Genomic DNA, 26,083 nt, shown 5'->3' with positions numbered 1-26,083 from the left:
TTTCCTATCTCATCCTTTAATTGGCGGTAGGAGACCGTCCCCTTCCCTTTTTCCTCTTTCGTCATCTTCAATACTTCTGCCAAGCTTTTTCCATATAGCAGTTCATACACACTTGCCCTTTTATTACGAGCAATCATTTGGCAAGCAGATGTACAAACCTCTTTACATTGCAGACATGTTAGTTCAACTAGCCGCTGAGCCGTCACACCAATCAAGCTCTGTTCTATCTCAAGCAAGCTGATTCCAAATTCGAGCAACCTAGAGATAGCTCCTTGTGCATCCCTTGTATGCATGGTCGTGAGGATTAAATGACCCGTTAATGCAGCGCGAACTGCAATTTTTGCTGTTTCAGAATCCCTGATTTCCCCGACCATAATCACGTCAGGATCATGCCTAAGCACAGCTTTTAGACCAACAGAGTACGTAATACCTGCCTTTTCATTAATTTGAACTTGTAGGACTTTTTCTGACACATTTTCAATGGGATCTTCAAGGGTAATGATGTTTCGGTTTATCATCTCTTTTGAATGATGAAGCAAGGAGTATAATGTGGTGGTTTTCCCGCTACCAGTTGGTAACGTACTATAAATATTACTAAGTTATTCACGATGTCTTAGCCTGTCTCTCTTATAAAAAGGAGATAAGGATTATGAAAACTCGTATCGATGTAATAGCAAATGAAGTAGCATATAACAACCTTTCATCTTTCACTGACATTGAAGGGTTAAATAAAATGGTCCGAGTTTATAGAGACCTTATTCGTGCGGCTATTAAGCGCGTCGATGTACAATCACGACTTATTGCATTACTGGAGCTATTAAAACAGCACAGTTGTAAGCAAATCGGTGTGAGCTATATGTGTAAGAATACAATTGCCGACAAGCTTGAAGTTTCTTATAAAACCGTACAACGTCTAATGAAAAAACTTGAAGACCTCGGCATGATCCGTCAGATACCTATGAAGAGAAAAAAGGATATGATGCAAACTGCCAATGCCGTCATTATTCAACCTGTGAAAGATGAAATGTCCGACAAGACCCCTGTGAAAGAGTCCAAGAAGTGTCCTACCATTAAAACAACTACTAGTTCCTTAAAACAAAATATTAAAAGATATAAAGAACGTAACAACGCCCCTTCTCTTTCTCATGTGGATAAATCTGTTGATAACTTGCCTAAAGCAAACTTTGTAGCTGCTTGGGTTCCAAATAACTTTGCTAACCTAGCAAGTTCTTTTTATCATGAAGCTAAAACAATTCAAGAGTTTTGGAAAGTTGTCAAGCAATGTAATAGAGTTATTGACTACTCGACTAATGACAGGTCCTTTACTACAGAGCAAGAATTGAGTATTGGTGTGAAAGCATTTAAAGAATTCGTAATGAAAGTTAAAGCTGGAATCAAAATGAATAAAGGGATCTTTGCTTACTTCAATGGGGTTGTAAATAAACTGATGGACAAGTTGTATTTTGATTTGGACTTCATGGGCAATGAAGTATGATTATCTAACCACCCTTCTTAAGGCATTTAAAATTACTTTAATCGGTTTGGGAGTATGTTGCTGACTAAATAGGTGTTTCATCAGGTAAATCTCTAAAATAATTTGATTAGAACGGAGAATGGCTGGGGATACCTGAACAATATATATAAATCTAGTCTTCCATTACCATAATGGTGTATTGTAAAAATATAGAATATAGAGTTGGGAATTTGAGGGGAGATAGAACTTTGGAGGCAATTAAAAATAAGACATTATATGAATTAATGTCAACATTAGTAGAGAATGGAATAGAAAAAATAAATGAGTTTATCTCTAAAGAGCATTATATGTACAGACATATAAATTATCCAACTATTCAATTTACTAAGCCTAATGGCATGCCAAGTGTAAACATAACCTCATTTGGTGAAGATAGGCCAATAAATTATGGGTCATATTTTATAAAATACGCAAATGGCCAAGATATAGATATTAATGAGATTCAAGGTTACCAAGAATATAAAGAGTATCTACTTCAAGATAAACAGATCAACTTGTATTTTAAACCTCAAGGATATATATCTGCAGGCGAAGATGAGAATAGTATTCCGGAATATAGGATAAAAAACATGGCAATTGATTTAATGGCTAGGAACATACATTTTAGTAAAGAAGGATTTTGCAAGGATAAATTTATTGAAGACTACGTACGAATCGAGAACTGTATATACAAAAAAACACTTCCACTGGATGTTTACATTCCAATCTTATTTACAAAGTTTGATTTTCAAGAATTTGAATTAAATGAATCAATGTCAATTGTGAAAATGAATAATGACTTTCAAAAGTCAAGAATAACCAGACAGTATTATCCTATACCAATTCCCGATGCTATTTTAGAATGCGCTACTCATGCATTAGTTTTAAATGGATTAGAACTTAAAAACGATAATTATTGGAATATAGAGGATGCTCTTTCTAAACCCGAATCTTATCCTCAAGCAAAGATAAATTTATTTTTTAATTCAATGAGAATAGCAACGGATGTTAATACAGGCTATGCCCAATTAATAGCAAAACCGATTAATTGGGCAAAAAGCTATGAGTCTGATTTGGTACCACTACACGGGACTACTATTAAATCTTATCCATCAAATTTTGATAATTATTACTGGTTATTACCAACTTTACCTACATTAACAATAGAGGATGTCCAAAAAGTCAAGAATGTACTTAATATATTAGTAGAAACGAAAGATAAAAAATTACTTTTGGCTAATAGACGTCTACATCAATGCTATATGAGAGAAAATGAGGAAGATTCAATTCTTGACGCAACGATTGCTATGGAAGCACTATTATCTGGTGGCGAACGAGGAGAATTAACTCATAAACTATCCCTTAGAATGGCTGCTTTATTAAAGTTGTCACCAGATATTCAGATGGAAACTAGAGAAGTATTTAATGCTGTAAAACACATTTACGGTTATAGGTCTTCCGTTGTCCACGGTAGCTCTAAGGTGTCTAGTAAAAGAGAAATTAAAATTCCATCAGGAGAACCGATACCGACTATTGAATTAGCAATAACGTTGTTACGATCTGCTATTCAGGTATTACTTAATCATCCTAAATATTTGGATCCAAAGAAGATCGATGAAGACTTGTTGCTTAAGGACATCTAAAGGGCGGATTTAGTTGAAGAAAGACCACTAAAAATAATCAACCTTTCTTATAAAAACAGCAAACTCTATGATTAAAAAGAAATCGGACTAACTAGAAATACATTTGAAGAAATAAATTGGGATAATTTTGATTAAAATAATTTTAAATCTGTTGCAGATGAGTATCTTGAAATTTAAAAGTTTCCAAAATAGTCGAACAAATCCATATTCTTAAAGAAAAATTTATTATTTTTAAAAATCCACATCAGAAAATAGGAAAAGAAATATGAACATTAATATCAAAGTTTACTTACACGCAAAGGAAACTAACTTTTTACAGAGTGGTAGCTTCCCTGTCTTGAATTCCGACTTTAAGAAAGACCCTGACTGGATAGCTGCCATTGCGGCATACGAATGGATTCAGCAAATTAAAATTAGCTTCGCCGCTAGTGAGGATTTTCGTATAGACCAGGTAACTTATAACGCAGATATTGATATTACGGAGTTAGTTGAGAAGGTAAAGCCTCTAAATAGAGATGATTTTCCTTTTTGAAAAGTTCAAGAGTGTTATATTATATTTAAAAACTTCACATAATAAGATATGACAGGAGATTGAAATGAATAGGGGAGAATTCCAGGAACTTGCAGAAATAAGACTTCGTGACGCAAAGGTTTTACTTGAAAATGAATGTTATGATGGTTCTTATTATTTATCTGGCTATGTAATAGAATGTGCTCTAAAAGCCTGTGTTGCAAAAATGACCAAACAGTTTGACTATCCAGATAAAAATATTGTAAACAAAATTTATTCTCACAATTTATCTACATTATTAAATGTTGTTGGAATTAATGTCCCCGATGAGCTTGATGTAAACTGGGCTGTTATTAAAGATTGGTCTGAACAGGCTCGGTATAAAACGCATACCGATATAGAGGCCAAGGATATTTTTGAAGCAGTAGCAGATCCAGATGAGGGGGTTCTCCAATGGATAAAACAACATTGGTAGAAAAAGACTTTAACGATGGAAGAATTCTTATAAAGCAATTAGATAGGCTACATATCAATGTTCACTCGGCATTATGGTTATATAATCCTGATGAAGAAAATTGGAGATTAATTATTGCATCTAAAATAGCAGAATTCACTAGCCCTAAAAGGGCGTATTATCTAGTTAAAAAAGCACTAAGAGTACTTGAAAATACACAAGGTGAAATTGGAATAACATTAGACAACATTTCTGTAGTTAGTCCTAATCACCCTCTCATTAAATTGCTTGCAGTAGTAATTGTTACAGAGCCAGATGCTCTCTCCGGTATTAGACTTTCAAGAAATAGAATAAATAACAGCTTTATTGAAGACGCATATATATATAGATTACAATCATAAAAAGCAGCCCTTCTCAATTAAGAGGAGGGCTTTTATATTAATCCTCGACGACTACATCAATAATCTCATCAAACTGAATATACTCAAAGGAACTATCTTTCTTCTGAATACGTATCTCTTTCGTGACAGGATGTATGTACACACAATACCCGTGCAATTCTTGTGGATTTCCCTCGTTATGCAACGTAAAACTTATTGGTAAATGATATTCCATCGCATAGTGAATATTGTTTTCAAACTCTTCAACCTGGTATTCATCAAGGATAGGTTTTTTATTTAAGAAATAATCAACCTCACCTATTTTTTTATTTAAAGCTTTATGTTCTGGCATAATCAATGCTGCTTGCCATTTAACGAGCCCTCTATCACGAATTGTCCCCATCAGAAAAATCCCTCCTTTACATCCATTATATACGAACAAGCGTTCTTACAAAAGGCAGAAAAAAATTCTTTCCCCAAATAAGTTAGTGCTAGAGAAATATTGATTTTTGAGCAAATAAGCAGGTTAGTTCATTAAAGTTATGGAATGGTTTGTTACTAGTAAATTTATTCCCCCGAAATAATTCAACGCTATGCACTTATTTACAATTAATTCTAAATTATTTTTAATTAATATCTTTTTTTATTTTTAAATATTGTAACTTTTTGGATTCTTATTCGATTAATAGGTGAACACAAAAAAAGGAGGGGTATTTTTGCTTGATAAAGATAATTTAGACGAGAGTATCGAGATAATATATAACAAGTATTATCGAGATGTTTATAAGTTCTTAATCTGTTTTACTGGAAACCAAAACGATGCTGAAGACTTAACCCAAGATGTTTTTATACGGTTACTAATATCTCAATCTAAATTTAACAAGCAATGTACATTAAAAACGTGGGTTCTTTCCATAGCAAAACATGTAGCAATTGATCACCACAGAAAAAAAAGATTTTATTCTGTATTTAAAGATAGCTTCTTTAAACAACTTGTTTCAAATAGAAAAATTCCTGATGAAATACTACAAGATAATGAACGTACAAAAATATTGCAACAGGCTATACAGTCATTAAAACCTATGTATAGAAGCATTATCATTCTAAGGGGAATAAATGAATTTTCCATTAAGGAAACCGCAACAATATTGGAATGTAATGAATCAAAAGTCAAAGTTGATTACCATAGAGCCCTAAAAGTGTTAAGAAAGAACCTTAATGTTTCCATAGAGGAGGTTTTCGAGAATGCAAAATGATAATGAATTTTTTGAAGAGCTTAAACATTCTCCCGATTTAAATCCAAGAACAGAATTTGTGAATGATACAAGACACCTATTAATAAAAAAAGCTAACCGTATAAGCAAAGTAAGTAAAATAAAGAAACATTCTTATTATTGGTCTGTAGTTATTGCTACAGTGGCAATAACTGCTTGGACTTTCCTTTTTGGAGGAAATCAGTACATTTTAAAGTCTTTTCATAATGTAATGTCTGCCATTCCTAAAAACAATGAGGAAAGCATAACTGCTTCAAATAAAAATCCTTCTGTATTTATTTACCACACCCATACCACGGAATCCTTTACGCCGTTACTTGAAAATAAAAACAAAGATGAAGCATACGATGAGAATAAAAATATTACGATGGTAGGTGCAGAACTAACTAGTGAATTAAAGAAAAAAAATATTAATGCATTGCACAGCACCACGGATTTTGACAAAATACTTCGTAACCGTGATTTAGATTACTCAAAAATATACGATATTTCAGGGAAAGAAGTACAAACCGTTCTTGATAAAAATAAGAATTTAAAATTAATTATAGATATTCACAGAGATACTCAACTAAAAGATGCTACAACCATTAGAATAGATGGAAAAGATGTAGCCAGTGTGTCATTTGTTGTCTCGGAAAACAGTCCTAATTTTAAAGAAAACCGAAAAATCGCAAATCTCTTTCATCAAAAATTAGAAAAGAAGTATCCTGGACTTTCTAGGGGAGTCTTACTGAAAGTATCACAAACAAAAAATCCTTATAAACAAAAATTTTATAATCAAGACTTATTTGCGAACTCACTCCTCCTTCAAATTGGAGGGGTAGAAAATACAATTGACGAAGAAAATAGGAGCGTTGAATTATTAGCAGAAGTTATAGATGAAATACTAATTGAAATTGATTAATAAAAATTAAGCATACCTTGCCTCATAAATCAAAAATTATTATCATTTCAACTCACTATAAGTCTTATAGAATTTAAAAAGAGCCCCTACTCAATACGAGTAAGGGCTATTGATTATGCTGCAAACAATTTAGTGAAAGTTGCTTTACCTGCCTTGTTATCTGCAGTTATCTTTTTATCTTTCTGAAACTTTGATAATGCCGTTTCAGTATCTTTTCCAAAGATTGAATCAAGTGAACCAGGGTTATATCCTTCCAGATAGAGTGCAGCCTGTAAGACCCATGTGAGATTGCCTTTTGCACCTTTTTTGACAGTGACGATAGCCGCCTTCGTCTTTGATCCCCATTTTCCATCCACAACAAGACCAGTTTTGAATTGCTTATTAAGTTCTGTTTGTAGCGCTTTGATAAGTGCTTTTTTAGTTTTGGGACCGTTAAATCCATCAAATACAAGACCAGCTTTATAACGGCTATTTAACGTTTTTTGAATGGATCTGATTGTTTCATCTCCACTGTTCGAAGTTTCGTGATCCTCTTTTATATCTGGTTGAACAATAACGTCTTTAGCATTTCCGAAATTGATTTTCTGACCTATTTGTAATTTGGATGGATCGATGCCAGGATTCGCTTTAATTAAATCTTCAACTTGCACGCCACCAGCTCCATCCTTATGAGCTATGCTCCATAAGGTATCTCCTTCTTGGATGGTGTATGTGTTAGGCGCTGGAGATGGTGTAACGGGAGTTGTTGATCCCTGCCATTTAATAAGTTTACGATAATCATATACACAGCAAGCTTTCCAGCTATAGCCTGGCATCTCACTGTGAGATGTATCATTTTTACCAATGTTATCTTTAACAAGTGCAGAATGAAGGTCTGCGATTGAAGCTATTGTTGCATCGTCCATAGTGTCGGAGCGATAATCACCAGCAACACAAATGCCTAGTGCAAATTGATTGCTATTCCCTACATGGTAGGTCCGGCGATCAATATCATGTGCATATACAATCCTAGCCCTTTTACCATTTGGAGTATTAATCAAATTCTTAGGCTCAATAATAAATGTATATCCTACCCCTGGCCACCCCAACGTATTTACATGGTAGTCCGCGAAACTTGCTGCATCAGATCCTGCCAGATGTTTCTTTGTTAATGAATGATGCCATACACGGTGAGTGATTGTTTTAGAACGTTTTGAATACGTGCCTTTTGATTTTAATTCCCCTCTCATATCGACTAATTGGGGTAGTTTAGAAAAGTTCATCTTTCATCGTCTCCTTTTAATTTAAAATAAAAAGCCACCCAATGGGCAGCTTATTTTAATCCTTGTTTTTTCAATGCTTCTTCTTGTTTCTGTGCACTCTTGGTTACTAAATATTGATTCTTATACACCCCGTATAAAGCAAAACCAAGGGGAACAATCGCTGTTAGAAAGTTAATAAATGAATTTATCGTATTTTCATTGAACCATTCAACCTGATAACCGAGTGATTGAAAAAATAAAAGCAGTGCCCCTAGAGCACCGCCGATCATTGCTACATATTGTTTTGTTTTATCCAATTCAAATCTCTCCTTTATTTTCAATTTTATCAATGCGTTTATGTGCTTGTTTCGCACTTTCTTCATTTCGTATAACTCTTTCTGATAATGCAGTCCAACGTTGATCACTTGCTTTAAAATCAATCCTAATTGAATCAACTGATTGACCAATATTGTCTAATTTTGTTTTAATGATAGCCGATTCTGTAGCATCACTTTTTACGTCCTTATCTCTATTTCTACTAAACGTAAAAAAACCGATAATAAGACCGGCAACTGTGCATAAAACCCCGATTCCTATTTCCAAAGATTTACCTCCTTGCCGATTTTTTATTTATTCATAATAAAAAAGCCTATTCGGCTTATGGTTGCAATCGATTAATTAATTTTGTCCTCACAACTTCCGTTAATGATGAAAGGGCCTCATTCCCTTGATACTCTTCAGAATTAAGGGGAATATAACCACTTAGATTGATGGTCCCCTCCGAATCCTTACTCTGGAACTGCACATTGACGGCAGATACTCCACCATCGGCATAACGGATATTAGTTGCTGTGATCTGAATTTCTAACATTATTCTTCCTCTCCTTTTTCATTTGAGTTTTCAAAAGCCGTAAATAAGTGCTCAAACGCGTCTGCCTCTTTACCTGATACCTCTTTATCGTAATTCTCGATAACCCCCTTCACTGTTTTTATCATTCCATGGGCATCGCCTCCTTCGATGACATAATACTCGGACAAGTAATCATGTTGCTGCTTCTTGAACTCATTAATATCATCAATTGCAAAGCTACCATCTTCATTTTTGTTTGGATCACCATTATCATCTTTACCTGTAAATTCCTTAATAAGCTGTAACTCCTCTTCTGATACCTGTTTAAGTTTTTCAGATAGCTGCTTAATAAAACGAGTACGATGAATCGATTGTTTCCCTTTTAAAGTCATGGCCGACAAAAAGTTAATGGAATCTACTAAATAAGAATATTGAATTTTTACTTGCATGTGATTTTCCTCCTTAAGCCGCGTCAAGGCGATTTTCTAATTGTTTTATTTTCTGTTTTAAATATTGATTTTCGATTTCGAGCATATTGATACGATCTGCTTGATCCTTCACTTCTGAATAAACCATTTGAATAGCTGCCGTATTGATTGCTGTTACTTTATAAATATTGATTGCGCTCATATCAATTGTCGAGATTTCTGGGCTGTCCTCACTTATAAAACCTACTTGTCTATTATTGAATATCCCCTCAGACAGATCTGCTTTTAGGTCATATTCAACGACTTTTAGTTGGTTTACAAGTTCAAGAGGATCAAAGGTTAAGTCCTCGATGTTCGTTTTAAATTTTCTTGATGATGAAGTATTAAATGCGCTTGCCCTCATTGATCTGTAGTTGTTGCCATCAACATCCATTGATCTGACTTCAGTTCTTGATCTCAGCATTATATAGTCACCAAAATAAGTAACAAGATGCATATTTCTCTCGCTATTCCAGATTCCCACTGCGCCTTGCCAGTTTTTATCAGAACTTTGGAAAGTCAATATTGTACCTGAGTCAGGTGTGAAAGCAGATGTGCGTCGTAATGAAAGAATATTATTAGTGGACTCAATTGCCGCCCCTCCACCAGAATTAATAGTCAGATATTGGCTTGATCCTGTCTTGATATTCATATTGTAAGACGCTTCTATCAAGGTGTTTTGACCAGAGTAGATATGCATACCCAGCCCGGCTACATCGCCATTTAGAGTCTCATCAGCGAAGAAGTCAATGAACCTTGCATTTTTGTAATCCACTGATCCCGAGTGCACTTCACGCTGAGATGTTATGGTCTTGTCTGTAAATGTGAGCCATCTTTCCTGAGTGTTTTTTTTTACTCCATTGACCCTCTTCTCAGTGATCCTCGCTCTTAATGCTCCATCATATGAATCAATGTAGGCAGTATAAACAGCAGTGTTGCTTCCGAATGTCCTAGTAAACGAGCCCGAAGTATGGAATTCCCCACCCGAAATTTCAGTTTTAGTACCGCCTGATTGACTTATAATGGTACTACCATTAATTGTTACACCCGTAATGTTAATCCCATTCAGAGTACCCACTTTAATTTTATCAGCCGACAAAGAAGAAATCTTTGCACTATCGATTGCTGCATTAGCTATCTTAGCATTTGTAATAGCAGCATCTTGAAGTTGCGCTGTACCGACAGACAGATGGGCGATTTTCGCATTGGTAATAGCCGCATTTGCAATGGCTGCTGTCCCCACTGCTAAGTTAGCAATTTGTGCCAATGTAATCGCTGCATCTTTGATGTTTGCAGTCCCAATTACTGAATGATCAATGATTGTTTGACCTGTGATATGAACTTTCTTACCGTCTATCAATATACCTTCTGTTGATATATTAATTTGGTTGACGACATCATTTTCTTTTACTCTCAAATTAATATTGTCAGCTAATTGACTGAATTGCGATTGTGTTGCCATATCTGTTGTTGCAGGAGAGTAATCCGTTGCTTTTATCCCTTTCTCTAATTTAGGTTGATATAAATGAAAACTAGAAGTAGTTCCAACTGGTTTGGTTTGGTCGTATCTTGCATAAAGCCTAACTTGGTAATTGATCCGATCGTCAGTTTTAAATGTATAAGTAAATCGTTTAAACATAGAAGAGTAAGTATCACTCGCAATTTGAAATTTATATGATACTCTGTTTGAACCATTGTTATCGTATGCCCAGACACCGAAAGCGATATTTTCGATTCCACCACCATGGTAATACCACGTAGAGAATGTATACTCACTATTTGGCTCTAAGACCATATACCCTTGATTAGTATCACCTTTCATATTGAAGTAGTATTCTTTGGACGTTCCATCAACCTTGCTAACTAACGCTAAAATTTTCTTCCCATAAATAAATGTTCCTTCTAAGGATGACCAATTTGCAATTCTGATATCTGGTGTAACGTTATATTGGTAGTCTCTTAAAATATCATTTATATTTACACTAGTGTAATCCGTCCATATTAATAAATTTGCTCCACCAATCTGTAAATCGTTAATAGTCTGAGTAATCGTACTTTGTAAACTAGTAGAAGTTTGTGTTAATTGAGATTGTGTTGCATACTTACCATCGGCATCAATCTTGCTTATTTTTGAATCAACAACACCGGCTAATTGTGTGACAGTAGATGTTTCAGCCTTATTTGATACGGTTGATTGTAGTCCACTAATGGTCTGACTTAACACAGATACTTGACCTGTTGCATCATCAGCCTTCCTGATTGCGTCTGTTGCAGCGTCAAAAGAAAATTGGGCTTGAACGATAGCATCCAGTGAATGACTAGTCGCTGTATTTGCATTCGCTACTGCATGATTAGCTTGATTAACCGCATTTTGAATAGGTGTTTTAACGTCATTAGCAATTAGATTGAAATCAACTGTCCCATCTGCGAGAAGTTTAGCCGTCTCACTTAGATCCCTTAGTTTTTCAGCTATCTCGGGGCCGAATAAAATATCATCAGAAATAATCCTTGCTGTCTGAGCCATTGCTTCCTCAGAGAATGGACCTGCAACACCATGTGTATTCACAGCCCTCACTCGAAAATACCATTGCTGATTGTTAGCTGCCTGGTGGGTGTAAATACTGGTTTTACCCCGGAATGCAAGATTAGAAATGTCAGGTGTAAATCCTTGTATCTGAGAAGCATAAACCTCGTAATTAGCAATAGAAATGGTATTAACAAAATCCCATTCGACTAATACATTTTGAAATAATCCAGATGCAATAACATTTAGAGGTTTAGTAGGGGTGACATTTTCAATCCTGTCATCCGTAATTGGCCTTTTCCCACCATTGTTCCAAACCCCTTTGTTATCATTCAACTCCGATTCAATCTGATCAAGTCGGGCATCATCAGAATACAAGTCGATGAAATTCCCAAGTTCGACCACACCCGAATTGTCCGGGTCTGATACATCATACTCAAAACTGATCACTCGTTCTTCAACTTCAATTGGCTTTGCAAAAGAATAATCCAAAGCAAAAGTGGTGTCGCCTAATCTCACTTTTTCATGCTCGTATCCTATAATGTTTTCAAGTAAAAAAACGCTCATCTCGAAATTACTAATAGGGTATTTTTGTTCTTGCAAAGCATCCCATGTTTCTTGTAACAAAGCTGCAGGGTCCTCTTGTTCACTACTTTCAAATATTCCCCTTCGATGCCTTAGGGTACCGTCAACGTTTTTTCTCCCGAATATCGTAAGTGCTGCAGGGTCTCCAACCCACTTCTGTCCTATTGGTTTATCTACAGGATCACCATTCTTTACTTTCCATTCAATATCGGCAAAAGAGATTTTTCTAGTGTATCCTCCGGTAGCTTCTCCCTCTTCATCTTCTATCTCAAGAGAAGAGCCTCGTCCGTATAAAGCTGTCTTAGGGTAAGATTGAACTCTTTCCGTAATAGATAGGATGTCTTTATCAATTTCCCACCATTTACCTATGTCTTCCCCTCTTCTACGCAAGATGTCGATAAATCGACCAGTTATCCTATTCCCCTCAATTTCCACACGATCCCGAAGTTCACCACCCCACGTATTAATACATTCGGTTATCGCTTCAGTCGGTGTCATGTAATAATAATTCGTGGAATTTAAACCTAACTCTGCCACCTCTCCGACTTTCCACCTCACACCTTCCAGTGCTTTTGTAATGGCCGTTTTAAGAGTGACATTATAAGGCCGAACATCTTCAATAACCTCATCATTTAACTCAAGCATAGCTGCTTCACAGACCGCTGTTATAATCGGACCATCTTCACCATCTGCTCTTTCTGGCTCCTTAATAATAAAGAGACGGAAAGCTCCGTCCTTGTCTCGGAAAGCCACCTGATTTTCTGCTGTTATATATTGAGAATCTTTATGATCCCCGACCGCAGTAAATTCAAAGGTAGAACCCTGATTGAGTACCTCCTTAAAAGGAGCATCCCAAAACGGACATGCTCCCTCTCCATCGTTAGAAAGGATGGCAACTAGATTGTCGTATGGATCAAAGATATATAAATCAGACAACCGAAACACCTCCTATAGCCACCTCGGTCTGAATGTTACTGTTATGTTAGCCACAGTTTTATCAGCTATGATGAAATTTTGACCTTTTTTAAATTCAGGCCATTTACTACTTAAATCTAACGAGGTCATCTTCACCAAATTATTGATGATGATTTTCCGCTTGCTTGTATCGATAATTAACAAATCATTTTGTTTAAAGTTCCAAATAACCTTAACTATCTTTTCGTTCACAGAAACCGTATAGTTCGTAGAGTTAGCCATGAATTTAATTGAAAATACCGGATTCGCTTTTAAGTTGCCTTCATTACGAATTGGATAATCACCCAGGAGCAATGATTCTTCTTCTCCGTATTTGTATGGATCCGGGCAGATAAAAGGAATGACTCCTTCACCCCACTTCAATATTTCTTCAGGTTCAAAACTTCCATCCACGACTGCATAATAAATCCGATCAGATTCGTCATCAAAAATAAGAGGCTTTGGCTCGTCATGGATTAACCATTCTGCCAAATCCTCTTTTACTTTTTGCAAATCCTCAATACTATTAGACTTTAAAAAAACAGGAATAGGTAATGGTCTAACTCTCGTATTCTTTTTAACAGGAAGAGCTCCAGTTCGTTTTGGAACGTCTTGATAAGTCCACTCGATTGGAGCCCATGGCTGTCTGTTGCTACCTATCAGGGCTGTGAGGTACGGCTTCGATATACCATTGAAAGTAAAACTGTTCACCTTCTCACCTTCCCTTTAATCGTTCTTTTACTTATTCTTTTATCTTGCGTCTGATATTTAGCCACTTCTCTATGAATACCTTTGGCTACTGAAGATCCATCCAAATGGATGTCTGTATCCTTGCTTAACAATTGTAAAAGCACTTTTGTTTGTTCGAGTGTGGCCTCGAGTAATTTCTGTAGAACATTATTTCCTTCACTGCTGCCCTCTACATTCGGCAATTGTCCAGGGCGCTTGTTCCCTTTATCAACCGTCTTCCCTGCCAAAGCCAACAACTTCATGGCATCTGTCCGTTTGCTTGGGTTAGTAGGTATGACGAATTCAGGCCATCCATCTTCAGCAAGATTATACATGCCTTCATTGCGGATTAAACCACCAGTAGCATATCCTTTGTACGGTCCGCCGTTCGCCAAGGATTTGATACCTGGAGTATTGAAAGGTGTTCCATACCTAGATTTAATATACCGAATGGCTGCAATGGCATTGTGGACCGGATTCATAATGTCATTATAGCCTTTCATTTTATAAGCATCGAAAGTCGGTTTGATGGTCTGCATAAGCCCCATGGAAGGAGTGCCCCGTTTCCAGTTACTATCCCATTTATTAATAGTGGATGGACCAGTACGGCCGCCTGATTCCTTCATCGCAATCGTTGCTAATGGCGCTGCCCAATTCCCTGGAACATTGGCTTTAGAAATAGCTTCACTAATCCATTTTTTAACGTTACCGGATACTTTGCCGCTTCCACCAAAGTCAAACATGCCTTTCATTTTTTCTTTTATAAAATCGATAGCGCTATTTTTTACTTTTGTGAAACCACCTTTTGCAATTTTACCTAAATTGCCATCTTCACTAGGTGCGTTAACCCTCAATGTTTTCATGGATAGATTCAATAGCTTGCTAGGGTTACTTGCATATTCCCAAACATTTACGGCAGTATCCTTAACTTTCTTACCAAAGTCTGTACCCCATGCATAATGTGGGATTAATTGCTTCGTCAGGCTTGCAGGTAATACATGAGTGCCCTTAGGTAAATTAACTAGTGTAGATTTTGCCGGCGATAAATATTGTTGTCCATCAGGGGTTTGTACTAATTCTTGACCGGCGTTAGAACCCTTACCATCCCCAACAACGGCCAATCCACCAGGATGCCCGTCTGTACCTTGTGCATATTGTGGAACTTTCCATACACTTAATTTCTTTTCTACTCCGAGCTTACTCATTACCCAGTTAACGCCTGTAATAACGCCATTGACACCTTTACCTAAGCCAGATACCATCTTATTGGATACGGATATAACACCTTCTTTAATCTTACCGCCTGTCTTTTTTAGACCATCCGACATCCTTTGTGGCATACCCTTTACAGTATCAACCATATCTGAAACATAGCCTTTAATATTTTTTTTAATTGTGCCGAATATGTCTGATATGCGTGATTTTAAATTTGTAAAACGACTTAAGGTATTTGTGACCGCGTTTTTGATAGGTGTATAAATGGAATCCTTTATGGCGTTCCAAATGGTTTTAGTAAGATTACGGATCCCACTAAAAATAGTATTGATTGTATTTTTCAAAGTAGTGAAACGGCTTTTCACTAAATCCACAATAGATTTAATCACTAATTTGAAAAAGTTTAAAATACCATTCCAAATGGTCGAAATGAGTTTTTTTATAGTGGTAGTAATCGTGATCACTGTATTTTTCATGGCAGTAAATCGATTCTTCACAAAATCCACGATCCACTTAATGACTGTAGAAAATACATTTTTAATACTGCCCCACATGCCCTTGAATGCATTTACCATTAATTTACCTAACGATAAAATACCTTTAAGCATCTTACCCCAGAACATTAGCTGCACGAAATTCCAAATAAACTGAATGGAACCTGAAAAGATATTTTTGATTCCTGTCCACATTTTCGAGAAATTACCGGTAAACAATCCGGAAAAAACTTGTATTAAACCTATAATGACCTTTAGTCCACCGTCTATTACACCTTTTATATTTCCGAAAACTGATTTTACAATTTCCAAAATGACTTTAAATGTTACTTTAAAGATAGCTTTGAGTATCGGCATCATAGGTTTAATCACAAACATAATACCATCAAAAATATTTTGGAAGGCTTGGAGTAATTGTTTCCCGTTTGAATCCCAAAAGGCTTTCATTTCTGCTATTTTACTTTTGAAGAAATCCGCGATTATTTTAAATGCACTTACAAAAACATCTTTTAATTTATTTATAGCATTCCGAAAAGGCTCGAACTTTTTATAAGCAATGACAATACCTGCAGCTAATAACGCTAAAATACCAATTGTTAACCCAATGGGACCTGTTAAAGCAGTAAACCCTAACCTTAGCCATTTTAATAACCCACCAGCTTTTGCAATGGACGGAAAGAGTTTTCCGAGTCCTGTTGCTGTACTTCCCAAAAAGCTGATGAAAAAGCCTCCTGCAACCAATAATGGACCTATTGCTGCAGCTAATGCCGCGATAACAACCATTGCGATTTTAGTATGTTTCGACATCCCCGACATTTTATCTATCAAGCTATTAAACAAGTCTGCCGCTTTTATCACATATGGGCTTAATATGTCTCCGATGTCTTTAGCTAAAGCAAAGATATTGTTTTTTACGGTTCCCAATTTAGATGCCATTGTTGCATATCTTTGTTCTGCCTCATTGGATAATGCTGTATTTTCCTCCCATGCTTCGGAGGACAATCCTACTGCCTCTCCTAATAGTCCTGCATTTCCTGCCAATCGCAAAATAGTATCAGATTCCCTGATTCCCTTAATACCTAAATCATCTAGAATCGAAGTTAGGTTTTCCCCTTCTTTTCCAGACTCACTTAACCCTTGTATAAACATTTCTAATGCCTTTACAGGATCACTTTCCCATGCCTTTTTAAAGTCTTCTGCAGATACACCACTTGCTTCCGCAAATTCTGCTAAGGATTTACCACCTGTACCAACCGCCATATCTATCTTTTTAAGGACAGTTGTCATCGCTGTACCGCCTGCTTCTGACTCGATACCTAGGGAAGACATACTTGCTGAAAGAGCCATAATATCAGATTCAGTCATACCGACTTGACTACCTTGAGCAGCCAATCTCATGGACATATCAACAATTTCAGATTCAGTAGTCGCCATGTTGTTCCCCAATGCAACTACTGAGCTACCTAATCGATCAAAATTCTTTTGAGGCATGGCTACAATGTTTGCGAATCTAGCAAATTCGGTAGCAGCCTGTTCTCTCGTCATATTAGTTGATTCCCCTAAATCAATGACTGTTTTGGTGAAATCCATGATTTTACTTTTTTTAATACCTAATTGTCCAGCAGATTCTGCAACAGCTGCTATATCATTTGCAGAAACAGGCAATGTTTTGGACATACTGATTATCTGTTTTTCTAACACTTTATACTCGCCTTCGGTAGCGTCTACTGTTTTTCGGACACCAGCAAATGCACTTTCAAAATCAATTGAGGCCTTAACTGCCATACCACCTAAACCAGCTAATGGGGCTGTTACATACATAGATAAAGACTTTCCAGTACTTTTCATACTGTTGCCGACTTTGGTTAAACGAGTGCCTGTTTCGTCAAGTTTTTTGCCAAGCTTTCCCCAGCTAGATTCGGCTATCTTTTGTTGTTCTTTTAGCTTTTCTAGTTCCTCACGTGTTCGTCCCACATAGCGTTCTAAGTTATTTAGGGATGCCACTTCATTGTTATAGCTTTTGGCAGCTTTATCCGCTTCTTTCGACCCTTCTCCATGCTCTCTGACCATCTTTTCGTACTCAGCCTTGGCTTGTTTCGTGACCTCTTTTTGCACTTCCAATTTTCTATTCAAACCAGATAAACGTGTTTCATATTTTCCTATAGACCGATCACCACGGTCAAAAGCTGACATGTTCGCCTTCATTTCACTGTTTACAGTCTTTAACTTATCTTTTACCCCAGTTAGACCACGGTTGAGGGCTGTGGAGTCAAGGTCAAGTCCAATCGAAAGTCCTTCTATCTTCTCCATCAATCACCCACCCTTCTCATACCAATAAAAAAAATCCCTAACCTCCGAATGCGGCGATTAAAGATTTCTCTTGCTTTGGTTTATTTGTATCTCTTAAAATTTCAATCAAAAAGTGGTAAGGCATACTCAGTATTTCATTGATGTCTTTTCCATCTTTCATGAGATCAAGGATGAGTTTGTCCAAGTATTCTTTTTGCTTGGCTGGAGAAAAGTCCTCATCCGTTAACCTCTCTTCTCCAAAAACTTTTTTGTTTCATCATTTTGACGTCCTTGTGCAACAAAGATGATTTGTTCTTGTAAGGTTTGGATAGCATCTGGGGCGTGTAGGCCATTGAATAATTCTTCTTTAGAGAATTGCTTGTTATAAATCTTATTTGCTACAAAATCTAACAGTTTATCAATCAATTCTTTTTCAGATGTAGCACTTTTAGCATCTTCGCTTTTATCAATTTCTTGTGTCATATCGATTGCTTCATAAACTACTGAAAAAGGAATGAATACAGGTGTGAGATACTTTACCGTTTCAATTTCACCTTCCTTCACTTCCTTTACCAATTCGATCATGTTTCTTTTTAAATTTGCCATTTTAAAACATCCCTTCGTTTTTTAAGTAGGTCATTGATAGATTAATGTTGTTTTTGATCAAATAAAAAGAGACCACTTATTGTGATCTTCTTTAGTGCATCTTATGGAACAAAAGCACCTGGTAGTTGAAGAAGGTTTTTAACCTCTCCCTCAATTTTTCAATTTCTTCAATCATTAATTTCGGATACTCTTTAGGTGATGGTTTTCTGAGTCATTTACAGCAGAATTGATTAGTAAAACAGCAAACAGCCTATATTTAGTAGAGATAAGCTCTTTAAAAACTAATGTACATATCCTATGAAGAATAAATCAAAAAGAAGGTGAATTTAATGCGACCTGATCAATCACATACCTCGTTTGTACCTTGGGAACAGTGGCATCAGCATCATCCTCACAGTACTTGGCAACAATGGCATCAACAACATCCTTACGTACCTTGGCAGCAGTGGCATCAGCACTATCCTCATGGTTCTTGGCAACAGTGGCAACAACAACATCCTTACGTACCTTGGCAACAGTGGCATCAGCACCATCCTCATGGTTCTTGGCAACAGTGGCACCAAATGTATCCAAATAGAGCGTGGTAAATTAGGTAATATCTCGAGGTGAATTCTCACCTCTTCTTTATGAGCAAGATTTTTTATGATATAAACGTAAATTTAAAAAGAGTTTTGATCCAAATTTTTCTATTAAAATCCTATTTAATGAACTAATCTGCCCCGTTAGTTTCACAAGAAAATTAACAACATCCTTTAAAAGAGCCTTAAATTAAATAAAGATAGAGCAGGAATATTCCTGCTCTTTAACCTTCTAGTGTCTCTACTCTCACTACTAATTCGTTCCACTGTTCTACCGTTGGGAATCCATCAGCACCCTTGTCGCCTTTGTCGCCTTTTGAGCCTTGCAGACCCGGAACACCTTCTCCTCCGCCTTTTACATTACGGACATAGTTAACAACTTCCCCTGCATTTGCCGCATTTATTGAATATCCGATGATAGTTGGCGCATCTTCTCCAAGAGCTTCAACGATTTTTCCATCTTCACCAATACCAACAGAAACACCTGCTTGAATGTCTTCTCCAGCTTCGACCTTCCACGTTTCTCTATTCTTAATAGTCACATAGACCGCTTCGCCTTCTTTGATCGCTCTTGTTGCTAAAAAGTCAGGTATTTCGCCTTCTTGGGCTAAACGAATATTAATTTCATTTTCATTTTCATTTTCCTTTTCTTTGACTGCTAATACTACTAATCTATTAGCGTGGATATCTTCAACTACAACAGCTTTAAAGTTTGTCATTATCCTTCAACGCCACCTTGCTCCCCATCATTTGTTCCTGGATAAGGCTTGCCAAATATCTTTTGGAATAGAGAATCCCGGCTGTCTGTTTCACCTTTTTTGTCAGCTCCAAACAGAACAGATTTTTCAGATGTGGCCCCTTCAACATAACGCTCCATAAATTCTCCCGTTACTTCTTCATTATCAAATTCTTTGTTTTCTTCTTTGGTTTTACCGGAAATTTTAGAACGCATGAACATTCCTTTTGTAAGCCCCACCCACTCTTTAGAACCGTCCTCAAATGTCTTGGTAAATACCGCTGCCACATAAGGTGGCACATCCTCACCGCCAATGGATGAAAGTCTGTCCACTGTTTCTAAACCAAATAAAATATTCTTATCCTGAATTGGTACTTTGTGAAATTGAGTGGATACTGTTACATTTCCACCTGAAATAGCAATTTCAGCTGTACCATTATCCCCATACGCCCTCATCGCTTCTTGCGGCATTTCTACCTCAATATTTTGTAGAAATTTAATCCGGGTAATTTCACCAGCCGTAAATGAATGGTCATCGTCATCTGTTAAAACCGCATAATAAAATTCATTCACACCGGTTGATGCTCTATAGCTTTTTTTCTCTTCTGCCAAATTAATCACTCCTATTTTAAATAATAAAAAAAGACACCTTATAAAGTGTCTAGATCGTCTCTATACAATTTCCCTCGATACCTTCTTGCATCTCGAAAAATACCTGTATCTTCATCCCATTCACCCACACCCGTTCCTTGGGAAAAACCAAAGTTCCACATGACGTTGCGGATACGTCCGGATAATTCGTTTGTGGCCACCCTATTCTTTGACCAAACTTCTATTTGAAATAGGCAATCATATGTCAGCCATGTATCATCAGCGAAATCTTTAGGAAGAGGGACATCTAATGGATCTATGATGATATATGGTGCTGTAACATCTCCAGTTCCGGGAAACTCATAATATTTGATTCTCCCAGAAGCTTTTTCCTTGATGTATGGGTCTGCAATCAACGCATTATATATCATCCCTAGAACATCCATTATATCCCCTCTCTTATTGCTTGTTTAATAGCCTCTCGATAAGCCCTTTCAGCGTTTCTCATTGCTCTTGCGATTGAACCCTTCCCTTTTGGGTTTGGGTTTTGTACAGTGCCAAACTCATTTAAATGAATGATTCGATAACGTTCTTTCGGACCACGCCAATAAACTTTAACAGTCCTAACACCAGCTACCCACATCGGCTCTGTTATTTTCATTTCTTCAATGGATGCCCCGGTATCTTTAAAGGATGCAAATTGACTTTTTAGTTCCTTTATAAATACTTGGGCACCACGTTTTAAGGCTTTATCACTTAATTGCTGCGCCTTCATTTTTCCAATACGTCTTTCAAGTTCTGCAACCAGTGCTTTTTCACCTTTGACCTTTACACTCATTCGGTTAGCCTCGCTACGATTGTGATAAACTCCTTATTTTGCAAATCGGGTTGAGCATGCTTGATGTTATAGCGTTTGTCTCGGTATTCAGGAGCATCGATGGAAAGATAATGCTTATTAGTCGGAATATAGTCAGCATGTGGGTCTCTAATGGTGATGGTTATATCTGATAAAGTTCCATTAGACTTAGCAATCTCCAAATCCTTTAGCCAAACGTTAACAACTTTTGACCACCCTTCATAAAGAATCTTTTTTTCAGATTCCCCAGGTTCGGGACCATTATTGGGTGCATACTCATAAAAAGTTATAAAAGTACGTAAATCCCCCGTCTTCACTTTTGGCGGTTTATATTTAAACGGCTGCATCTGGTTCACCCTCTTTTAATGCGATCGATAATCCCAAACTATTAATCTGACTAAGAAAGTTATCGTTGAAGTATTCAAGGGCATCATTATAGGCATAACGAGTACGTTCAAAGACTAGCTCCTTTGCCCTCTCGTCTCTTTCCACATCGAATTGTCCACATTTGTCTAGTAAATCCGCAATAGAAAAGGACAACAATCGTTTTAAATTGTCGTCCTCACTCGAATGGGATATATGCATACGCTCTTTAAATTCTTTTAATAGTTCAATTGTGATCAATTAAATCACCCCTCAAGGCCGCCTTCCAAGTCTAGATCTAAGTCATAGACTTGCACTGCATAATTATCTTTTGGCTTACCAGTAGCGTATTGTTTCGCGATATAAAGTGTCGCGTCTTCCATGGCCAGTGTTTGGTCAAATTTCTTCACTTCCATCGCTCCACCGACAGCTGCAACATACTCACCACGAATAAAGAATACAATTTTTCCTTTTGGTACAAACATGGATTCAGTAATGGTTGGATTAAATGGCAAGCTTGTCACGTATATACCTGCAGCATTTTGGACGGTCGCATTAGCTTGGATGCTAAAGTTATCAAAGGGATTGACAATCATTACAACTTTTCCAGCCACATTGCGGACCTTTTCTTCTTCATCCTTTCCAACTGGACGAATAGATAATTTTTCGACAACACCTTTTAACTCATTGATTGTCGCCCTACCTGGTTCAAATGTAAGGATACCGGCAGATGCCTTGTCAGGATATTTTCCGTCCACAACAGATCCCTTCAAATCTTTTAACAATCCAATCGGCATATCTTTCCCTGTCCCTGCAACATATCCACGCTCAAGACCAACGGACATTGCTTCCGAAATCATGGTCCGAACATAGCGCTCCACCCACACAGGTCCAAGTTTTAGCATGTCGTTTGATAGAGGAATAAAAGCAGTTAATTTAAGTTGGCTGATAGACTCTTTTCTAAACGTTGCATTTAGTTGCCCTTGGATGTCTCCGAATAATGGGCCCCATACTGCAGCACCTTCCGGATCTCCATAAATGAATTCTGTAACTGCACCAAGATTTTGAATACCTAGTTGCTGCAGTAACGGATGCCCTTCAACTAAATCATCAAAAATCCGTTCTTGTGTTGTTTTAGGCAGTGTTTCTGTATCTTTAAACCCACCCTTTTCAATCACGACATTGAAAAACTTTGTCTCTTCACTCGTAAGGACATTAGCGCCCCTGGCTTGCATGATGGAACGGTCAAGCATTGATGTATTAACTTGATTCATAATATCGCCCTGTACGTCCTGAGCCAACGCTTCCAGCATATTATTTAACGCAGCAGACTGTTCTTCAGCACTACCTTCCTGTGTTGCTTTAGCAAATGCTAGTTTTTTCTCTGCAAAATTATTAAATTTAATTGTCATTTTCCATACCTCCTATAAATGTAAAAAGAGACTGCTCAAATTCTGTTTAGGTACAACAGGATCAGATACAATCTCTTTGGGTTTTAATTCATTCTTAATTTCATTTTTAAATTCAGCAAACATTTGTTTTAATGTGTTTTCGTCGATGTCTGATGCTGATGCAGAGATAGGTTGCTTTGGTGCAACAGCAGCCGTAATTTTATTGTTAAATGCTTTTGCTTTGTTCTCAAAGATTTCAGACTCGACTTCTTCTGGTTCAGCATCGATGATTTCATCAATTAGCCCATATTTTAATGCTTCTTCCGCAGTAAGATATGTTTCATCATTGAGTAATTTTTTCATCGTATCCGCATCTACCCGATTTGTATATGATTTCAGTACAGCTTGGCTTACCTTTTCAACATCATCAGCAGCCTTTCGAAGTTTTTTAGCGTCCCCAGCTACAAATGTTTGAGCATTGTGGACCATCAGCATGGTATTTGCATGCGCTCGTATTTTATCAGCACCCATACAAATAACGGATGCAGCACTTGCCGCCATGCCTGTTATCGTCACAGTAACAAGTCCTTTATGATCTTTAAGAGTATTACAAATATCAATTCCTAAAAAGGCATCGCCACCATAAGAATTAACGGATAAATCAATATCCTCATCTTCTTTTATAGACTTCATTTGATAGTTAAAATCCAAAATACTCGAATTCCAATTGATAATATCACCCTTTATTTTATGCTTCATTTTTCTCACCTCCTTTAAGTGCTTCTGAACTTTCTTGATAGTTTTTGGTGATGAAGTATTTATCCATCATAGGATCGTCCACCCTTTCCTCACCTAATGCTTCACGTAATTCATTACCGTTAAATGCCCCTGAAGCTCTCAACTTATCAACGGCGGCAGCTACATCAAAAACATTACTGTAAGAAACCCGTTTAGTTTCCATCTTCTTCCCTGCCAAGTATTCCTTTTTATCGATCATCTTGGCATTCAATTCATCTTTGATTTTTTTCAAGAAAGGATCAATGCAAAAAGTCATGTAATTGCGAGTAGGCTTTTCTACATCTGCCATGTCACCGTGAAGTAACGAAACCGGAATACCTAAGGCTTTGGCAACCTGATCTAAAAAACCATCAATTACCTTGGCGACTTCATCCACACTTTGAAGCTGGCTAGTGTTCTTCAATTCCTCTAATTTAAATCCTTTTTGTTGAGGTACGATGGCTACAGATTTGTCTGTGAAAGCCGTATAAATTTTGTTGATATAATTCTGTAGTTTTTCCTGTGTCTTTTCTGATTTATCACTGACAGCCTCTATATCTACCAAACCGCGAATTTGATTCTTACGTTTCTGAAATTCTATGATCCTACCAAATAGTTCTCCATAATCGGAATATAAACCGTCAAACAAATCCGAGAGTTTTTTATTGCTATATTCCAAATAAATAACATCACTCATTTGAAATGTTCTCGAAAATGTATAGTCCTTAATGGTTACATCTTTGAATGAATCATTGACCAGGGCATATTCGATTCGTGTAAAGGAGTCAGCAATCAATAAATCTTCGGTATCCGACTGGATGATTAAACACTCGTTGTCATATATCAGCTTGTGAACAACAGTCTGCCAAAATTGGCTTGCCGACATGTTTGGATTGGGCCTGACATTTAACCGATAATACATTTCATCCTTCACAATCTTTTTGTCCTTCTTCACATAAAATTCCGATTGGCTGATGGTGCGGCCGATCATATTAATACATGTTTGGATGGCCAATTGCTTCATGTGAATTTTCTTGGAAGTATCTTGAATTAAATCAAAATCAAACATGAATTCAAGTTCTTTATTTCTGCTTTTCACTAAATCCAGAAATCCCAATTTCTCACCTACTTTTTTTAAGGCTATGTTAAAAATTAATGTTGGATCTTTGAACAAATAAAAGAGACCACTTTTTGTGGTCTTCTTTAGTACATCCTATGGAGCTAACGCACCCGTTAGTTCCATAAAACTTATATGTATCAGAAGAAACAATCTTTTAGTACAAAGATTTTTTTCCTTTTTGTTTCCATTCATAGGATTCAAGGTTAAAATATTCATCATTTTGCATTCTCAGTCTTGTAATCTTTATATCTTCGTCAAGTAATGACCTTACATTTTTAACCTGAGTTCGATTTGTATTTAATCCAAAATAAATTCTTGTTGGTTTAATCGGAAAATCTTCTAACCCTCCTTTTCCATCGTCACCCAGTAAAATTATTCTCCATTCTTTTTCATAACTCCAACTTTTATGTTTTAAGAGCATTGAGTAAAATAACATTAATACTGATTCTAAATCATCTTCACCTTCAAAAATCTTCTTTAGTGTTTTTGTGCCGTCATATCTTTTATCTTCATATGCTACTGGGTATAGACCTCTTGACAATTCACTTTTAAAAGGGAGTTGAGTCAGGTCATATTCAACACAAATACCTTTATGATTATCACCGTAATGTGCCCACATTGGCATATTAAAAGGATTTTCAGTAAAACACGTGATTTTAGTCATTTTCTGTAAAGATCTAAGGGATAAATTGATATCATTACTATTTTCAATTTTGAATAAATTTTTATTTGTCAATTGGTTTAATAAAACTTCTTCATCATAATATAAAGCCGTACAATCAAATGGGTCATTTAAATTTTTTGGATTGGAAAACCATAGTTTATTATTCTTTAATGAATCAATGTTCCTTTCCGAAAGGGATTGATACTTATATAATTTTTGAGGTATATGAAAATGTTTAAATCTATAAGCCTCCTCTCCTCTATCACTACTACTATACAAAGTCATAAATTCATTCATCCATTTATTCACTGAAATTCGCTCCTATGATTCAATTACGAAATTAGTTCTTTTTCTAATTTCACAGTGGCTCCGCA

The 26,083-nt window shown here is 36.6% G+C and carries 29 protein-coding genes and 1 pseudogene; 7 read left to right on the top strand and 23 right to left on the bottom strand.

Features of this window, described 5'->3' with window-relative positions:
• Window positions 1-590, bottom strand: a pseudogene (locus AC1DUW_RS04970) (ATPase, T2SS/T4P/T4SS family); the annotation flags it as partial.
• A 59-nt stretch (window positions 591-649) separates the two neighbouring features.
• Between AC1DUW_RS04970 and AC1DUW_RS04965 the strand changes: the two are divergent.
• The 5 genes from AC1DUW_RS04965 (at window position 650) to AC1DUW_RS04945 (ending at window position 4,522) form a co-directional block, all read left to right on the top strand.
• A complete protein-coding gene (locus tag AC1DUW_RS04965; RefSeq protein ID WP_477642115.1) occupies window positions 650-1,495 on the top strand; it encodes a helix-turn-helix domain-containing protein in 846 nt (281 codons plus the stop codon).
• Window positions 1,496-1,722: 227 nt separating this feature from the next.
• Window positions 1,723-3,156, top strand: coding sequence for a hypothetical protein (locus tag AC1DUW_RS04960; protein WP_477642114.1), 1,434 nt, complete (start codon window positions 1,723-1,725; stop codon window positions 3,154-3,156).
• Between the two features lie 265 nt (window positions 3,157-3,421).
• The gene (locus AC1DUW_RS04955) at window positions 3,422-3,688 is read left to right on the top strand and encodes a hypothetical protein (protein WP_477642113.1); all 267 of its coding nucleotides are present in this window, start codon (window positions 3,422-3,424) and stop codon (window positions 3,686-3,688) included.
• 64 nt (window positions 3,689-3,752) lie between these two features.
• Window positions 3,753-4,142 carry a HEPN domain-containing protein gene (locus AC1DUW_RS04950; protein ID WP_477642112.1) on the top strand — a complete coding sequence of 130 codons (390 nt, stop codon included), beginning with the start codon at window positions 3,753-3,755 and terminating at the stop codon, window positions 4,140-4,142.
• Window positions 4,121-4,522 (top strand): hypothetical protein, encoded by a 402-nt coding sequence (locus tag AC1DUW_RS04945; RefSeq protein ID WP_477642111.1) that lies wholly within the window; start codon window positions 4,121-4,123, stop codon window positions 4,520-4,522. The genes AC1DUW_RS04950 and AC1DUW_RS04945 overlap by 22 nt, the downstream gene beginning before the upstream one ends.
• A 37-nt stretch (window positions 4,523-4,559) precedes the next feature.
• Here AC1DUW_RS04945 and AC1DUW_RS04940 read toward each other — a convergent pair whose 3' ends face one another.
• Window positions 4,560-4,904 carry a YolD-like family protein gene (locus AC1DUW_RS04940; RefSeq protein WP_477642110.1) on the bottom strand — a complete coding sequence of 115 codons (345 nt, stop codon included), beginning with the start codon at window positions 4,902-4,904 and terminating at the stop codon, window positions 4,560-4,562.
• 313 nt (window positions 4,905-5,217) lie between these two features.
• Here AC1DUW_RS04940 and AC1DUW_RS04935 point away from each other — a divergent pair, with 313 nt between their 5' ends.
• Window positions 5,218-5,757: an RNA polymerase sigma factor gene (locus tag AC1DUW_RS04935; protein ID WP_402877974.1), complete on the top strand. Its 540-nt coding sequence runs from the start codon at window positions 5,218-5,220 to the stop codon at window positions 5,755-5,757.
• Window positions 5,747-6,679 carry a stage II sporulation protein P gene (spoIIP, locus tag AC1DUW_RS04930; protein WP_477642109.1) on the top strand — a complete coding sequence of 311 codons (933 nt, stop codon included), beginning with the start codon at window positions 5,747-5,749 and terminating at the stop codon, window positions 6,677-6,679. The genes AC1DUW_RS04935 and spoIIP overlap by 11 nt, the downstream gene beginning before the upstream one ends.
• Before the next feature lie 113 nt (window positions 6,680-6,792).
• Here the strand turns inward: spoIIP and AC1DUW_RS04925 are convergent, their stop codons facing one another.
• The 21 genes from AC1DUW_RS04925 to AC1DUW_RS04825 all read right to left on the bottom strand — a co-directional run bounded on the left by AC1DUW_RS04925 (window position 6,793) and on the right by AC1DUW_RS04825 (window position 26,018).
• Window positions 6,793-7,941, bottom strand: coding sequence for a peptidoglycan-binding protein (locus AC1DUW_RS04925; RefSeq protein ID WP_477642108.1), 1,149 nt, complete (start codon window positions 7,939-7,941; stop codon window positions 6,793-6,795).
• Between the two features lie 50 nt (window positions 7,942-7,991).
• Window positions 7,992-8,237 (bottom strand): phage holin, encoded by a 246-nt coding sequence (locus AC1DUW_RS04920; protein WP_477642107.1) that lies wholly within the window; start codon window positions 8,235-8,237, stop codon window positions 7,992-7,994.
• Window position 8,238: 1 nt separating this feature from the next.
• Entirely contained in the window at window positions 8,239-8,523 is a 285-nt protein-coding gene (locus AC1DUW_RS04915) for a hypothetical protein (RefSeq protein ID WP_477642106.1), read from the bottom strand.
• A gap of 55 nt (window positions 8,524-8,578) precedes the next feature.
• Entirely contained in the window at window positions 8,579-8,791 is a 213-nt protein-coding gene (locus AC1DUW_RS04910; RefSeq protein ID WP_477642105.1) for a hypothetical protein, read from the bottom strand.
• Window positions 8,791-9,219: a DUF1617 family protein gene (locus AC1DUW_RS04905; protein ID WP_477642104.1), complete on the bottom strand. Its 429-nt coding sequence runs from the start codon at window positions 9,217-9,219 to the stop codon at window positions 8,791-8,793. Before AC1DUW_RS04905 ends, AC1DUW_RS04910 begins: the two co-directional genes overlap by 1 nt.
• Before the next feature lie 13 nt (window positions 9,220-9,232).
• A complete protein-coding gene (locus AC1DUW_RS04900) occupies window positions 9,233-13,282 on the bottom strand; it encodes a phage tail protein (RefSeq protein ID WP_477642102.1) in 4,050 nt (1,349 codons plus the stop codon).
• A gap of 12 nt (window positions 13,283-13,294) precedes the next feature.
• Window positions 13,295-14,011, bottom strand: a complete 717-nt coding sequence (locus AC1DUW_RS04895; protein ID WP_477642101.1) for a distal tail protein Dit — start codon at window positions 14,009-14,011, stop codon at window positions 13,295-13,297.
• Window positions 14,008-18,048, bottom strand: coding sequence for a phage tail tape measure protein (locus AC1DUW_RS04890; protein ID WP_477642100.1), 4,041 nt, complete (start codon window positions 18,046-18,048; stop codon window positions 14,008-14,010). The genes AC1DUW_RS04895 and AC1DUW_RS04890 overlap by 4 nt, the downstream gene beginning before the upstream one ends.
• 37 nt (window positions 18,049-18,085) lie before the next feature.
• Window positions 18,086-18,232 carry a phage tail assembly chaperone GT gene (gpGT, locus tag AC1DUW_RS04885; RefSeq protein WP_402877955.1) on the bottom strand — a complete coding sequence of 49 codons (147 nt, stop codon included), beginning with the start codon at window positions 18,230-18,232 and terminating at the stop codon, window positions 18,086-18,088.
• A gap of 38 nt (window positions 18,233-18,270) precedes the next feature.
• Window positions 18,271-18,633, bottom strand: coding sequence for a phage tail assembly chaperone G (gene gpG / locus AC1DUW_RS04880; protein WP_477642099.1), 363 nt, complete (start codon window positions 18,631-18,633; stop codon window positions 18,271-18,273).
• 309 nt (window positions 18,634-18,942) lie between these two features.
• Complete coding sequence (locus AC1DUW_RS04875; protein WP_477642098.1) at window positions 18,943-19,206, bottom strand: hypothetical protein; 264 nt, start codon at window positions 19,204-19,206, stop codon at window positions 18,943-18,945.
• 229 nt (window positions 19,207-19,435) lie between these two features.
• Window positions 19,436-19,930 carry a head fiber protein gene (locus tag AC1DUW_RS04870; protein WP_477642097.1) on the bottom strand — a complete coding sequence of 165 codons (495 nt, stop codon included), beginning with the start codon at window positions 19,928-19,930 and terminating at the stop codon, window positions 19,436-19,438.
• Window positions 19,930-20,559 (bottom strand): major tail protein, encoded by a 630-nt coding sequence (locus AC1DUW_RS04865; RefSeq protein ID WP_477642096.1) that lies wholly within the window; start codon window positions 20,557-20,559, stop codon window positions 19,930-19,932. Before AC1DUW_RS04865 ends, AC1DUW_RS04870 begins: the two co-directional genes overlap by 1 nt.
• A 38-nt stretch (window positions 20,560-20,597) precedes the next feature.
• Window positions 20,598-20,984, bottom strand: coding sequence for a gp17 family tail completion protein (locus AC1DUW_RS04860; RefSeq protein WP_477642095.1), 387 nt, complete (start codon window positions 20,982-20,984; stop codon window positions 20,598-20,600).
• Window positions 20,984-21,376, bottom strand: coding sequence for a hypothetical protein (locus AC1DUW_RS04855; RefSeq protein ID WP_477642094.1), 393 nt, complete (start codon window positions 21,374-21,376; stop codon window positions 20,984-20,986). The genes AC1DUW_RS04860 and AC1DUW_RS04855 overlap by 1 nt, the downstream gene beginning before the upstream one ends.
• Window positions 21,373-21,741: a phage head-tail adapter protein gene (locus AC1DUW_RS04850; protein WP_477642093.1), complete on the bottom strand. Its 369-nt coding sequence runs from the start codon at window positions 21,739-21,741 to the stop codon at window positions 21,373-21,375. The genes AC1DUW_RS04855 and AC1DUW_RS04850 overlap by 4 nt, the downstream gene beginning before the upstream one ends.
• Complete coding sequence (locus AC1DUW_RS04845) at window positions 21,728-21,979, bottom strand: phage gp6-like head-tail connector protein (protein ID WP_477642117.1); 252 nt, start codon at window positions 21,977-21,979, stop codon at window positions 21,728-21,730. The genes AC1DUW_RS04850 and AC1DUW_RS04845 overlap by 14 nt, the downstream gene beginning before the upstream one ends.
• A gap of 44 nt (window positions 21,980-22,023) precedes the next feature.
• Complete coding sequence (locus AC1DUW_RS04840) at window positions 22,024-23,169, bottom strand: phage major capsid protein (protein ID WP_477642092.1); 1,146 nt, start codon at window positions 23,167-23,169, stop codon at window positions 22,024-22,026.
• Window positions 23,170-23,181: 12 nt separating this feature from the next.
• Window positions 23,182-23,907, bottom strand: a complete 726-nt coding sequence (locus AC1DUW_RS04835) for a head maturation protease, ClpP-related (protein WP_477642091.1) — start codon at window positions 23,905-23,907, stop codon at window positions 23,182-23,184.
• A complete protein-coding gene (locus tag AC1DUW_RS04830) occupies window positions 23,897-24,994 on the bottom strand; it encodes a phage portal protein (RefSeq protein WP_477642116.1) in 1,098 nt (365 codons plus the stop codon). The genes AC1DUW_RS04835 and AC1DUW_RS04830 overlap by 11 nt, the downstream gene beginning before the upstream one ends.
• Before the next feature lie 205 nt (window positions 24,995-25,199).
• Entirely contained in the window at window positions 25,200-26,018 is an 819-nt protein-coding gene (locus AC1DUW_RS04825; protein WP_477642090.1) for a DUF2971 domain-containing protein, read from the bottom strand.
• Window positions 26,019-26,083 lie beyond the last annotated feature (65 nt).

This window comes from Peribacillus sp. P4_C12, from assembly GCF_056402095.1.
This window is presented reverse-complemented; position numbering and strand designations above follow the sequence as displayed.

Bases quoted from the DNA above. Each gene is read 5' to 3' on its own strand.
- AC1DUW_RS04945 (WP_477642111.1), top strand. From the start codon at position 4,121: ATGGATAAAACAACATTGGTAGAAAAAGACTTTAACGATGGAAGAATT.
- AC1DUW_RS04840 (WP_477642092.1), bottom strand. From the start codon at position 23,169: ATGACAATTAAATTTAATAATTTTGCAGAGAAAAAACTAGCATTTGCT.
- gpG (WP_477642099.1), bottom strand. From the start codon at position 18,633: ATGGCAAATTTAAAAAGAAACATGATCGAATTGGTAAAGGAAGTGAAG.
- AC1DUW_RS04860 (WP_477642095.1), bottom strand. From the start codon at position 20,984: ATGGATGTTCTAGGGATGATATATAATGCGTTGATTGCAGACCCATAC.
- AC1DUW_RS04830 (WP_477642116.1), bottom strand. From the start codon at position 24,994: ATGTTTGATTTTGATTTAATTCAAGATACTTCCAAGAAAATTCACATG.
- AC1DUW_RS04855 (WP_477642094.1), bottom strand. From the start codon at position 21,376: ATGAGTGTAAAGGTCAAAGGTGAAAAAGCACTGGTTGCAGAACTTGAA.
- AC1DUW_RS04965 (WP_477642115.1), top strand. From the start codon at position 650: ATGAAAACTCGTATCGATGTAATAGCAAATGAAGTAGCATATAACAAC.
- AC1DUW_RS04835 (WP_477642091.1), bottom strand. From the start codon at position 23,907: ATGAAGCATAAAATAAAGGGTGATATTATCAATTGGAATTCGAGTATT.
- AC1DUW_RS04890 (WP_477642100.1), bottom strand. From the start codon at position 18,048: ATGGAGAAGATAGAAGGACTTTCGATTGGACTTGACCTTGACTCCACA.
- spoIIP (WP_477642109.1), top strand. From the start codon at position 5,747: ATGCAAAATGATAATGAATTTTTTGAAGAGCTTAAACATTCTCCCGAT.
- AC1DUW_RS04850 (WP_477642093.1), bottom strand. From the start codon at position 21,741: ATGCAGCCGTTTAAATATAAACCGCCAAAAGTGAAGACGGGGGATTTA.
- AC1DUW_RS04955 (WP_477642113.1), top strand. From the start codon at position 3,422: ATGAACATTAATATCAAAGTTTACTTACACGCAAAGGAAACTAACTTT.
- AC1DUW_RS04940 (WP_477642110.1), bottom strand. From the start codon at position 4,904: ATGGGGACAATTCGTGATAGAGGGCTCGTTAAATGGCAAGCAGCATTG.
- AC1DUW_RS04910 (WP_477642105.1), bottom strand. From the start codon at position 8,791: ATGTTAGAAATTCAGATCACAGCAACTAATATCCGTTATGCCGATGGT.
- AC1DUW_RS04950 (WP_477642112.1), top strand. From the start codon at position 3,753: ATGAATAGGGGAGAATTCCAGGAACTTGCAGAAATAAGACTTCGTGAC.
- AC1DUW_RS04925 (WP_477642108.1), bottom strand. From the start codon at position 7,941: ATGAACTTTTCTAAACTACCCCAATTAGTCGATATGAGAGGGGAATTA.
- AC1DUW_RS04870 (WP_477642097.1), bottom strand. From the start codon at position 19,930: ATGACAAACTTTAAAGCTGTTGTAGTTGAAGATATCCACGCTAATAGA.
- AC1DUW_RS04845 (WP_477642117.1), bottom strand. From the start codon at position 21,979: ATGCATATATCCCATTCGAGTGAGGACGACAATTTAAAACGATTGTTG.
- AC1DUW_RS04905 (WP_477642104.1), bottom strand. From the start codon at position 9,219: ATGCAAGTAAAAATTCAATATTCTTATTTAGTAGATTCCATTAACTTT.